Origin of the sequence: Aeribacillus sp. FSL K6-3256, assembly GCF_037965805.1 — a bacterium.
Classification (GTDB): Bacteria; Bacillota; Bacilli; order Bacillales; family Aeribacillaceae; genus Aeribacillus; species Aeribacillus composti.
Map to the genome: position 1 here is coordinate 199,482 of NZ_CP150188.1, position 12,680 is coordinate 212,161.

Below are 12,680 nucleotides of genomic sequence, written 5' to 3' on the forward strand. Positions count from 1 at the left end.
CGAGAGCAGCTATGCCATGACCCAAAAGCATGACAGTTGGGATGCCCAATGTGTAGCGAATGTGTTAATCCGTCAATTCCCATATTTGCCTGATGTCATATATTTGTAAAGGCAGTAAAACTCCTCGAAATCCTGTGTTTTACGAGTATTATCAGAAAAAGCTAGCAGAAGGTAAAACCAAACAACAAGCGCTTATTTGCATTATGAGAGGACTTGTCAATATTATCTATGGTATGATGAAACACAAGACCGCTAATATCATGCCTGAACGGAAAGTCAGTTGATATAATGGGTGGTGGTTAGTGAAACTGCCACCCGTTTATAAAGTACATTTTTATAATTTCCTAAGGGTACTGTTAATCTTAATTCAGTTCCATCTGTAAAGAATGGTGAATTTAATAGATGGTTTAATTCACTAGCTCCTGATGAGTTTGATAAAGTATGGTCTGACCCTAGGTTAAGAAAAGCCATTGAAAGTAGACTTAGACATCCAGGTGGATTTCATGAGTGGCATTTAGTATCTCGAGCTCCTACTTTTAAACGGTGGGGTGTAACAGCAGAACAAATTAAGGAATTAAGAACTGCTATAGAAGATGTGAAGTTTGTTAATCCAAAAGGAGTTCATGGCGGGAAGGGTTCTACGAAAGCCCATAATGAATTGTTAGAGATTATTGATTCTTCACCAGATTATGCAACATTTAAGAGACGACTCCAAAGTTGGGCTAATTATAGACTAGAAGGTGGAGTGGAATCTTTACCGGAAGGTCTTAGACCGTAAAAAAGCTAAGGAGGAGTATGAAGTATATGGAAAAGGAAGGATTTGTATCATTATTTATTGGCAACTCTAAGTCATATAAGGATCTTCAAAACTATATTTTGAATAGTTATATAGAAGATGGAGATTTACTACCTTCCGAATTTGAAAAAGACTTTAACATTGATTACTATAATGAAGATTTTAGAGAAGTAGAATTCTATGATGAACCATCGAATGATTTACGTGTTCTACTTGAAGGTTTTTCTTATGATGAGGAGATAATTCCAAAATTTATAGAGCTTTGCGGTGAGCGTTTAAATCAAGAAGCGAACTCAGTTATTTTACTTTATAACTTTCAATATAATGGAAATGTCAATGAAAAAAATCAGTTTAGATTTTTAGGAACCGTACAATATAAGTAATTATAAACACCTTGAATGAGTGTTCGACACTCTTTCAAGGTTTCTTTTTTTATTTTATAAGAGGGGTGAGTGCCAAATAAACCACCATTGATACAGCCTATACTCATAACCTACGGAACTTTGAAAGAAGCATTGATGTTTTATTCAGTAAATTTAATCAAAATTTTTTACAAAACTAGATAATTTTGTACACGAATAATAAAACTGTTTAAAAATATATAATAATTGTTTAAAAATCAGGGCGATATAAAAGTTTTAACGCCTTACCCATTTACATGGCAACGATTATTTGTCTCTTTACAACTTTTCATAAACTGAGTAAGATAATTTCTGTAAAATTGAATATGATTAAATCGCTGAATCCTTTTAAGGAGCGGGGGAACCATTTTGTAACGTTTTGTTACTTGGGGTGAATCCTTGAAAAAGGAGGGGCTACTCTCATAGTCCTAATCCGACAGCTAACCTCGTAAGCGTTTTGGGAGGGATGTAAGTTGAATGATGTCTTTTTGGCCACTGAGTACATCCTCAGTGGTTTTTTATGTTTATGAAGATGCACATAAAAGTCCATACAGTTCATCAAGCTATAAGAGAGGAGAAAGCCTAATACTTTTAAGAAAGAAGGAGTCTTGAAAATGGCTTATTTGAAACGGTTATTCATCGGTTCGCCAATGGAAACGAAACGATTGAAACATGAAAAATTACCAAAATGGAAAGCATTGGCAGTATTTTCTTCGGATGCATTGTCTTCCGTAGCGTATGCAACAGAAGAAATATTATTAGTATTGATGATATTAGGAACCAGTGTGTTTTTTTATTCCTTACCCATAGCTTTGGCGATTGTAGGGCTTTTAGTCATTGTGACTTTATCCTATAGACAAATCATTTATGCCTTCCCATCAGGAGGCGGAGCTTATGTAGTGGCAAGAGACCACATCAATACCACCACAAGCCTAGTAGCAGGCGCAGCATTAATGATTGATTATGTTCTTACGGTTGCGGTTAGTATTAGCTCAGCCGTTGCGGCTCTTACTTCTGCTTTTCCAGCATTGCTTACTTGGAAAGTGGAAATAGCCGTCGCTCTTGTATTATTGCTCATGATTTTAAATTTGCGGGGAATTACCGAATCAGCCACTGTATTTGCCTATCCAACCTATTTATTTATTATTTCAGTACTAGTTCTCATTATTGCAGGAGGATGGAAATTATATAATGAAGGATGGCATGGTTTTAATTATGCAAATCACGCTACACCTGAACATTTCTTCGCTAGTGGATACGGAGTGTTTATTTTATTAAGGGCTTTTTCATCCGGTTGTTCAGCAATGACAGGAGTGGAAGCCATTAGCAACGGTGTGCCATCGTTTAGACCTAACAGTTCCAAAAATGCTGCAATTACAATGGGATGGATGTCTTTACTGTTAGGCATCATGTTTCTAGGTATTACAATTTTAAGTGCAGGCTTCGGAGTGACTCCAGCCGAACATAAGACTGTCATTTCTCAAATTGGAAGTCACGTCTTTGGCAATAGCATATTATTTTATATTTTTCAGATGATCACCATGTTAATTTTAGTATTAGCTGCGAATACAAGTTTTGCCGGATTTCCGCAGCTTGTTTCGATTATAGCTACTGACCGTTATTTGCCGAGAAGTTTAGCAGCGCGCGGAGATCGTTTGGTGTTTTCCAATGGAATTATTCTCTTGAGTATTTTAGCGATCATTTTAATTATCATATTCCATGGTAAAACACATTCTCTGATCCCGCTGTATGCAGTCGGAGTATTTCTTTCCTTTACGATCGGTCAATACGGTATGATTAAAAAAATATGGAAAGAAAAATCGAAAAGCAATATGGCCACATTGTCGATCATTATCACTGGAACAATTGCTACAGGATTAGTAACGATCATTACCGTTATAGCGAAATTTACACACGGTGCATGGTTAGTGATTGTAGCCATTCCATTGATCGTTGTCTTGTTTAACAAAATTCATGCTCATTATGAAACATTAGCTCAGCAATTAAAATTGGATAAAAGTGATCGGACTGAAACAAAAGAAATTGTGACTCCGAAGGTGATCATCCCGATTTCAGGCATTAGTAAAGTCGTTGATCAATCTGTACAATATGCAAAAAGTATTTCAGACGATATTACAGCCATTACAATTGTTTTTGCCGAAGAAGAAGAACAGAAAATACGCGACAAATGGTATAAGTTGTATCCAGATATCGAGCTGAAAATTATTTATTCACCTTATCGGACAATCCTTTCTCCATTATTGGATTACATTAATAAAGTAGAAAAAGAAACAAAAGGAGCAACCATAACTATTTTAATGCCGCAATTTATTGTGAAAAAATGGTGGCATACTTTACTTCATAACCAAACAGCGATCTTTTTAAGATTCTTTTTGATCCTGAAAAAAGACATCGTCATTGCAACGCTTCCGTACCATTTAAAAGAATAACATCTGGCTTTTGGCACTTGCTTAGGCGTTGTAAGTGTATATGAATCCGAGGATATATGTTCGAATTTCAAGAGCATATATCCTCTTTTTTTCATACGTACATCTATCCGAATCGATTCTGTATGCGGATATTAATAATGCGGCTCTTAATAACAGTTTTGATCATTAATTAAATGAAAACCATACGCACAGCGGTGTATGGTTTTCGGAAAGCTTTAAGCGAGGTATAAAAAAGCCCCTCCTAGTATTTTGGCTCGCCAACCAAATTTTATCTAGCTAGAAGGGAACTTTTTATGTCTTCTGACTTAAATAGTTAGTCACATACAAAATGTAATTGTAAGTAATCATATCATCTTTGCTGATGAGTTATAATAAATTGAAGAAGATAGAACAGCCAAAGCCGAAATCACAACTGAAACATGATGGAAAGCCCTTTTAAAAAGTTTAAGTTGGTGTATTTTTCGGATCCCAAAAATGCTGAACGATTAGCCCAAGAACCTTATCTTTCCATGACATGATCGTTAACCATATTTTCTTTTTCGATACAATAAAGTCTATTGATTCTCTTCGTTTCCGTAAAAGATAGGACTCTTTATTTCTTCTGCTTTTATCAAAGTCTGTAATTGTTCATCTGTAATTTTATTTTCGTCATTATTTTTTTCAATAAACCCCAATATATCCAAGTATCGGGTTCTCCAATTTACAAAGGTAATGAAGTGATGAAGCCAAAGAACATTGAAATAACCCATTAAAATTGGTTTTTAGTCCTGGGAAAGATATTTAAATTTTGAAATATCAGCTCTATCAATCCCATATGTTTCTAATACCTCTCGAATATAATCATCTGGATTCATGTTAAATAAAAAATCTAAGTTCCAACTACAATATGCTTGTGCTACATGACCTAATAAATTTTCGGTTAACGCTGCTATTTCACTATGTTCTATGTTTAATTCCTCTATATTTTTATTTGAAATAAATTGAACCTTTATATAGTTTTCTCTCGGCTCAAAAAATTGCTTATCTGTTTCACTAAGCCAAGAATAGTCCTTCAATGTACTTGGCCTCTTTTTATCTTCAATAATCAAAAAATTTGGACTTTCTATGTCGGGTATTTCAATTTTCCAAATTTCAAGTGAATTAGATTTTAGTTCTCTACTAATTATCATTTTTTTGATTCTACTCCTTTATATTATTTCATAGTAATTGTCAATCTAGTAAATTTTAAAAATATATATCCCGAAGATAAGTATAATTCATCACCACTTTTTGTGATTTTGGCAAAAAAGAAGAAAACACTTACGAAAACCTGGCAATAATGTTAGCTACCACACAAACATAAGGAGGTTTCGTAAGTGCTTTCTATATCACTAGAATTTCCAGAATTTGAAGTGATTAAACAACTTTCTTTCTCCAATCAATATTTTGTTCATGTTCAAAAAAAGTCATGAGGAATTGACAAGGGAAATTCGCTTATGGCTGCGAACTGCACCGACTCTCTCTGCTGGATAATAATCAAAATACCCGGCCATTTCAATTCCGGGGCGAGAAATATTACTCGTCGTGATCGGGCGGTTAATCACCTCTTCTCCGCTGATGAGCTCTAATTGAAACTTTTCAATTATGTCTCTCGTTCGTACCTTTGGCAACCTTTTAACCTCCTTTATCACAGCAATCCAATATATCATTTTTTATTTTAGCATTTTTCACTCTGAACCAAATTTTCATCAAAACACAGTGCCTTTTCGTTTTTACTGCTCATTGCGTTATATACAGTATCCAATTGTTAGAATGCTTTTTGCTCTAGTTTGATAGATAAATATTTTTGGAATGGTCTAGACAACTATACTAATAGCTGATAACATGAAATTGTAAACGGATTCATATTGTTTAAATGATTATCCTTACAATAAGGGGGAAAAGCTGTGCATAAAGAAGAGCGTTTGGCCAAAGAAATTATAGAACAGTTAGGTGGAACGGAAAATATTGCTGATCTTGCTTCCTGCATGACTCGTCTCCGAGTTAAACCTATTGATTACGAAAAGGTAAACCTCAATGGGTTAAAAAATGTTGATGGTGTCATGGGCGTAGTTGAAGCAGAAACATTACAAATTATTCTTGGACCCGGAATTGTCACTAAGGTTGCGAATGAGGTTTCAGACTTAACAGGTCAAAATATAAGGAACATTGACGATGAAAACAATAATCCCTTTGAAGGATTGGCAGCCAAAACAAAAGCTGAATTGAAAGAGAAAAACGCAACTCCTTTCAAGTTATTTTTACGAAGAATTGCCAGTATTTTTATTCCATTAATTCCTGCAATTGTTGCTTCTGGTCTTATTGCTGGAATAACAAATGTAATTGTCCGTTCAGGTGCAGATCCTGAATCAATCCTTATTCAGATACTAAACTTTATCGGATGGGGATTATTTAATTACCTCGGTGTCTTTGTGGGAATTAATACTGCAAAAGAATTTGGAGGATCTCCTGCTCTTGGCGGTGCGGCAGGTATTTTAATCATTAACCCTGGACTTGCCAACATTACATTATTCGGAGAAGAACTGGTGCCGGGAAGAGGCGGTTTAATTGGAGTCATGCTTGCAGCTGCATTTATCGCGTTTCTCGAAAAGCGGATCCGCAAATTTGTCCCTTCAGCTGTAGATATCATTGTCACGCCGACTCTAGCTTTACTCATTACCGGTATCGTAACACTGATCGTCCTGCAGCCTATCGGCGGCTTTATATCTGACTTGATTACAAAAGGGCTTTTAGGGCTTATTGATATGGGAGGAATAATTGCAGGGCTTATTCTCGCCGGAACATTCCTTCCTCTTGTTGTAACAGGTTTGCATCAGGGTCTAACTCCAGTTCATATGGAATTGATCAATACAATCGGAGATGACCCTCTACTCCCGATACTTGCCATGGGCGGAGCCGGCCAAGTTGGTGCCGCATTTGCAATTTACTTTAAAACGAAAAATGAACGTTTGAAAAAAGTAATTAAAGGGGGTCTTCCAGTTGGAATTCTTGGAATCGGCGAACCTTTAATTTTCGGTGTAACCCTGCCTCTCGGACGCCCATTCTTAACAGCTTGTCTCGGGGCAGCCGTCGGCGGGGCATTTCAGGCATTCTTTAAAATTGCCACCATCGCAATTGGAGTCTCGGGAATTCCGTTAGCTTTCCTTGTACACACGGATCAAATTATTCTTTATCTGTTAGGATTACTCGTTGCTTATTTCTTCGGATTTATTTTTACCTGGATATTTGGATTTAAAGAAGAAATGGCGAAAAATATCTAGCTGATAAACTTATTTTTTGAAGGAGGATACATAATTCCTCCTTCTTTCCGTATTGATTCATTTTCGTAAAATTCTGACTATAATGAGGTGATCATATGATCGGAATCTCCATTTATTTAAGTGAAGAACGGACAATACAGAACGTTCAATGGATTGAAAAAGCAGCATCTCTGGGATTGCGTTCTATTTTTACATCCCTTCATATTCCTGAGGATGATCCAAACACTTACCTATATCTTCTCAAAGATTTAGGAAGCTTGGCGAAAAAGTTTAACATGGAGCTTTTCGCAGACGTTTCCCCGAAATCTCTAGGCTATCTCGGTCTGGATTTTCAGTCGTTGGATGAATTGGTTCAATGGGGACTGACGGGAATCCGTGTTGATTATGGATTTACATCCGAGGAGATTGTTGAGCTTTCGAAAAAAATGAAAGTCGGTATTAATGCAAGCACCGTATCAGAGACGGAAATTGACATCTTGATAAACAAAGGGCTTATCGTTAAGAATGTCGAAGCGTGGCACAATTTTTACCCCCGTCCAGAAACTGGATTAGACACTAACTTTCTCATGAACAGAAACCGGTTTTTAAAATCGAAAGGTTTCACAACAGTAGCCTTTATCCCGGGAGATAAAGAGATGCGGGGACCTGTCTATGCCGGATTGCCGACCTTGGAAAAGCACAGGACCGCATCACCTGTTACTGCTGCAGCTGAATTATTCCATTCATACGATACAGACAAGGTTCTAATTGGCGATCTTTCTGTTACAAATGATACTCTAAATCGCTTATCAATTATCGGAAACGGTATGATTCCATTAAGAATGAAGCCTATTAATGACCGAATCGAGAAGCAATTATTTAACCAGATCCATACAAATCGAATGGATCCAGCCAGGGATGTAATTCGTTCAGTTGAATCCCGTTCCTATGCTCAAAAAGGTACTGTACTTATTGCACCATCAAATCAGATGGAGCGGAAGAGAGGAACGATTACCATTGATAATCAATTATATGGACGCTATGCAGGAGAACTGCAAATTACCATTCATGATTTGCCAAAAGATGATCGTGTAAATGTAATTGGACATGTTATCGAAGAGGATCTCCCCCTTCTATCATTCATAAAAGCCGGAGGAAAATTTCAATTTATGGTGAGGGATTGAATATGAATATTTCAAAATTAAACACGGAACAACGTAATCCGAAAACAATGGATATTGACTTGATGTCTACCGAAGAAATCATTTCTGTAATTAACCAGGAAGACACACTTGTTCCAAATGCCATCGCAAGAGAAATTCCAGTCATTGCGAAAGTCGTTGATCTGATTATTGATTCCTTTAAAAAAGGAGGACGGTTAATTTATGTTGGGGCCGGAACCTCAGGTAGAATTGGAATCCTTGATGCATCTGAGTGCCCTCCTACTTATGGAACGGATCCGAATATGGTCATCGCAATGATTGCCGGAGGGAAAAAAGCAATAACCGAAGCCATCGAAGGAGCGGAAGATGATTTGGAGCAAGGTAGTAATGACTTAAGGAATTTACATTTAACTCAAAAAGATGTAGTTGTTGGAATTGCTGCAAGCGGCCGCACCCCATATACAATAGGAGCATTGCAATATGCAAATGAAGTAGGAGCCTTAACTGTTTCTGTTGTTTGTACAAGGGACTCAAAAATGGAAAAAATCTCAAAATATACGATTGCCCCGATTGTTGGTCCTGAAGTCATAACAGGCTCTACAAGAATGAAAGCCGGAACAGCACAAAAACTTGTTCTTAATATGCTTTCAACAGCTTCTATGATTAAGATGGGAAAAGTATACAGTAATTTAATGGTTGATGTCCAAATGAAGAATGAAAAGTTGTTTAAAAGGGCTGAAAATATTGTTAAAATGGCTACCGGTGCGGATTCAGAGGAAGTTAAAAAGGCTCTAGCTGAACAAAACTACAATACAAAAGCAGCTATTTTACAAATTGTAACTGGCTTAAAAGGAAACGATGTCATAAACCTATTAGAAAAGCATTCCGGTTATTTGCGGAATGCAATTGAGGGATTTTATTCTTTAAAATAAATTCATTACTAACCATCTATAGATCTGCAAAAGAATGGAGATGAAGTCTATGAACCGACTTCTTTTAAAAAACGGAAAAGTGGCACTAGAAAAAGAGATCATAAATAAAGGCTTTATCTATATAGAAGGTAACAAAATTATTGATATTGGTAATTTAGACAGCCTTCCCAGTCTGAGCAAAGATATACAGGTTATTGAATTGCCAGAAGAATACATTTCAGTTCCCGGTTTTATCGATCTTCATATTCACGGAGCGGGTGGAGCAGATACGATGGACGCAACGACAGAAGCATTATCAACGATGTCGGGCATTCTTCCGGCTGAAGGAACGACAAGCTTTTTAGCAACAACCATTACACAGGAAATAAAGAGCATTGAAGATGCCTTAAAAAACGTTGCAAATTACCGGAAACATCATAATGAAGCCGGAGAAGCTGAAATTCTCGGCATTCATCTTGAAGGGCCGTTTATCAATGAAAAACGGGCCGGAGCTCAGCCTGTCGAGCATATACTCGCGCCGGATATTGACCTTTTTAAACGATGGCAAGAGTTGGCTGAAAACGGGATAAAACTTGTAACGATGGCACCTGAACAAGAAAACGGCTTGGAGTTTGTCCGTTATCTGGATCAATCCGGAGTCGTTGCCTCAATCGGCCATTCGGATGCGACATACGAAGAAACAGTAAAGGCTGTGGATGCCGGCGCGAAACATGTCACCCATTTATTTAACGGAATGAGAGGACTGCATCATCGCGAGCCCGGAATCGCAGGAGCAGCTCTTCTACTGAAACAATTGATGGTCGAAATCATTGCAGACGGAATTCATGTCTGTCCTGAAATGATTCAACTTTCTTTGCAGACAAAAGGAACAGACCGAATGATTTTAATTACAGATTCTATGAGGGCGAAGTGTTTAAAAAATGGAACATATGACCTCGGAGGCCAGGATGTGACCGTAAAAGATGGGAAAGCACTGTTAGAAAACGGAACCCTCGCCGGAAGCATTTTAAAAATGAAAGATTCGATTCAAAATATGATACAATTCACAGGGATTTCACTTTTAGAAGCTATTCAGCTGGCAAGCGTAAACCCGGCGAAACAAATGGGTGTCTATGACCGTAAAGGAAGCTTGGCACCCGGAAAAGACGCTGATATCGTCATTCTTGATGAAAACAATGAAGTGTTTACGACTTTCTGCCGCGGAAAATTAGCATATAAAAAGGGAGGAGAGAACTGAGTAAAATGAATATTATAAAAGCTGAAAATTATGATGAAATGAGCCATATGGCTGCAAGAAAAATCATTGAAAAGGTAAGGATCAATCCAAAAATAACACTTGGACTTGCGACCGGGAGCACTCCTATAGGCGTTTATAAAAAATTAATTGAAGACCACAAAACGAACGGAACAACTTATAAACAAGTCACAACCGTCAATCTTGATGAATACAGCGGAATCGACCGAAACGATCCAAACAGCTATCATTATTTCATGTGTGAACAATTGTTCAACCATATTGATATCCCGCATGAACAGACTTACATTCCGGACGGGATGGCGAAAGATCTTCAACTCGAATGTTCACGATTTGAGAGCGTCGTTCAAAAACTTGGCGGTGTGGACGTTCAGCTTTTGGGAATCGGCCATAACGGTCACATCGGCTTCAATGAACCGGGGACTTCGTTTAAAAGCCGCACTCATGTCGTAGCACTAACTGAAAGTACACGAAAAGCAAATGCTCGATTTTTTCCTTCTATAGAAGACGTGCCTGCTCATGCGATCACAATGGGAATTGCAACGATCATGGAAAGCAAGGAAATTATTTTACTAGCATCAGGCACATCAAAAGCAGAAGCAATTGCAAGACTAGTAAATGGCGAAGTAAATGAAGATTTCCCGGCATCCTTACTAAAGCTTCATAACAATGTGACAATCATTGCGGACAAAGATGCATTGCAATTGGTTTAGCTTCACAACAAGGAGAGTTTTCAATGATTGATAAATCATCACCAATTCCGATATATTATCAGCTGGAAGAATTTATAAAAAAACAGATTGAAAATGGTGAACTGCAGCCGGATCAAGCAATTCCTTCAGAACGGGAATACGCGGAGCGCTATCAAATCAGCCGGATGACAGTCCGCCAGGCCATCAACAATCTTGTAAACGAAGGGTATTTGTACAGACAAAAAGGCCGTGGAACATTCGTTAGCAAACAAAAGGTGGAACAGCGGCTCCATGGTCTGACCAGTTTTACAGAAGATATGCTCGAACGTGGAATGAAACCAAGCAGCAAGTTATTATCCTTTGAAGTGATTCCGGCCGGCTTGGAAACAGCCAGCCATTTAAAGCTAAAGAAAAACGCTCCCGTATATGAAATCAAACGGGTCCGTCTTGCGGATGACGTTCCGATGGCCTTAGAAACTACTTATGTTCCGGCCAATCTAGTAAAAGGGCTTACGGAAGAAATTATCCATCAATCCCTTTACAGTTATATCGAAGAAAAATTAAACCTGGTGATCAGCGAGGCATTCCAGCAAATTGAAGCATCAATTGCCAAGGAGTCAGAGATAAAGCATTTGCAAATCGAAAAAGGATCGCCGATATTGTTAATATTACGAACCTCTTATCTTCATGACGGGACGCCATTCGAATTTGTAAAATCAGCATACCGGGCGGATCGGTATAAATTTGTGCATACTTTAAAAAGGCAAAGGTTTTAATATCAAAATCAAAATTTTCTCAATGATTAAGGGGCTGTCCAGAATGTCAAAATCCACTGAAAGAAACATCATAAGTATTGATATATCAGCGTTTCTAAAACATTAAAGGGGCGTCTATAAGCCGGAAAATCGACTTATTAGACACCCCCTTCTTACGATTAGTCAAGAGGTTTATCAATAGTTATTTGAGATAATGAATCTTTTTTTGGTGGAAGGGGTACCCCCTCCGCCAAAAAAAGATTTTCGCATACCAAATAGACCTAGCGATTTTTGCCTTTTTTCGCTAGGCCCATTATGTTATACTTTTCCTACACAATTACGAAGATACTGAAGCGATTTCGTAATTGTACGTTAAATTGTGTGTAATAAGGTGGAAGAGGCACTTCAATAACTTATTCACACATGCGATGGACGCAACTTTATGACTTTTGTTATAGGGTTGCGTTTTTAATTTGTCGTAGTATTCTACAAAATGATTGTGTCCAAAGCGTCGTTGGCGGATCATATTTTGAATCGTAAAATAAAGGATTTTGCGCAGATGACTGTTGCCACGCTTATTGATTTTATCTTTGTAAAACAATGTGCCTGATTGAAAACGCCTTATATCAATTCCTGCATGGGCATTGAGTTGCTTATGATTTTCGAAGCGTGTCATGTCGCCTATTTCTCCAATTAAACGAACGGCTGTATTTTTCCCTATACCAGGAATACTGATTAAGATTTGATATTCATTTCGTTCTTCTGAAAGAACAACCATCTGCTGAATCAGTTCCTCACGTTTTCTCAAAATAGCTAAAGTATGTAGAAGTCTTCACTTCACCTTATCGATTCCCTTTTCTTATACACGATCTCTAGGATCCAACATACTGAAACTGATTCTTATAAGGGCAGTGAAGTAGGCCAGTTTTTCACTACGAACTCAAGGTTCTGGGGCTGT

Annotated in this window: 9 protein-coding genes, 3 pseudogenes and 1 riboswitch; of the genes and pseudogenes, 9 read left to right on the plus strand and 3 right to left on the minus strand. The window is 37.6% G+C overall.

All coding sequences use genetic code 11. The annotated features are described in order from the left end of the window. Positions 1 to 122: 122 nt before the first annotated feature. From NSQ84_RS01110 to NSQ84_RS01120, 3 genes and pseudogenes are all read left to right on the plus strand, one after another. Positions 123 to 284 (plus strand): annotated as a pseudogene (locus NSQ84_RS01110) (IS110 family transposase); the annotation flags it as partial. Between the two features lie 520 nt (positions 285 to 804). Further along, positions 805 to 1,179, plus strand: coding sequence for an immunity 22 family protein (locus NSQ84_RS01115; RefSeq protein WP_339212166.1), 375 nt, complete (start codon positions 805 to 807; stop codon positions 1,177 to 1,179). Between the two features lie 344 nt (positions 1,180 to 1,523). Next, positions 1,524 to 1,667, plus strand: a riboswitch (cyclic di-AMP (ydaO/yuaA leader). A gap of 144 nt (positions 1,668 to 1,811) precedes the next feature. Next, positions 1,812 to 3,647, plus strand: a complete 1,836-nt coding sequence (locus tag NSQ84_RS01120; protein WP_063386470.1) for an APC family permease — start codon at positions 1,812 to 1,814, stop codon at positions 3,645 to 3,647. 761 nt (positions 3,648 to 4,408) lie between these two features. Here the strand turns inward: NSQ84_RS01120 and NSQ84_RS01125 are convergent. After that, entirely contained in the window at positions 4,409 to 4,816 is a 408-nt protein-coding gene (locus NSQ84_RS01125) for a hypothetical protein (protein WP_339212167.1), read from the minus strand. 324 nt (positions 4,817 to 5,140) lie between these two features. Continuing rightward, positions 5,141 to 5,296 (minus strand): annotated as a pseudogene (locus tag NSQ84_RS01130) (HPr kinase/phosphorylase); the annotation flags it as partial. 276 nt (positions 5,297 to 5,572) lie between these two features. On the opposite strand from NSQ84_RS01130, the gene NSQ84_RS01135 reads away from it, so the two are divergent. The 6 genes from NSQ84_RS01135 (at position 5,573) to NSQ84_RS01160 (ending at position 11,743) form a co-directional block, all read left to right on the plus strand. Continuing rightward, the gene (locus tag NSQ84_RS01135) at positions 5,573 to 6,946 is read left to right on the plus strand and encodes a PTS transporter subunit EIIC (protein WP_327847850.1); all 1,374 of its coding nucleotides are present in this window, start codon (positions 5,573 to 5,575) and stop codon (positions 6,944 to 6,946) included. Between the two features lie 95 nt (positions 6,947 to 7,041). Beyond that, the gene (locus tag NSQ84_RS01140) at positions 7,042 to 8,109 is read left to right on the plus strand and encodes a MupG family TIM beta-alpha barrel fold protein (protein WP_327847849.1); all 1,068 of its coding nucleotides are present in this window, start codon (positions 7,042 to 7,044) and stop codon (positions 8,107 to 8,109) included. A 2-nt stretch (positions 8,110 to 8,111) separates the two neighbouring features. Continuing rightward, positions 8,112 to 9,020 (plus strand): N-acetylmuramic acid 6-phosphate etherase, encoded by a 909-nt coding sequence (murQ, locus tag NSQ84_RS01145; RefSeq protein WP_327847848.1) that lies wholly within the window; start codon positions 8,112 to 8,114, stop codon positions 9,018 to 9,020. A gap of 49 nt (positions 9,021 to 9,069) precedes the next feature. After that, a complete protein-coding gene (gene nagA, locus NSQ84_RS01150) occupies positions 9,070 to 10,257 on the plus strand; it encodes an N-acetylglucosamine-6-phosphate deacetylase (RefSeq protein ID WP_339193877.1) in 1,188 nt (395 codons plus the stop codon). A gap of 5 nt (positions 10,258 to 10,262) precedes the next feature. Further along, positions 10,263 to 10,988: a glucosamine-6-phosphate deaminase gene (gene nagB / locus NSQ84_RS01155; RefSeq protein WP_311066756.1), complete on the plus strand. Its 726-nt coding sequence runs from the start codon at positions 10,263 to 10,265 to the stop codon at positions 10,986 to 10,988. A gap of 23 nt (positions 10,989 to 11,011) precedes the next feature. Further along, the gene (locus NSQ84_RS01160) at positions 11,012 to 11,743 is read left to right on the plus strand and encodes a GntR family transcriptional regulator (protein ID WP_311066757.1); all 732 of its coding nucleotides are present in this window, start codon (positions 11,012 to 11,014) and stop codon (positions 11,741 to 11,743) included. Positions 11,744 to 12,059: 316 nt separating this feature from the next. Here NSQ84_RS01160 and NSQ84_RS01165 read toward each other — a convergent pair. Continuing rightward, positions 12,060 to 12,533 (minus strand): annotated as a pseudogene (locus NSQ84_RS01165) (transposase); the annotation flags it as partial. Positions 12,534 to 12,680: the final 147 nt, after the last annotated feature.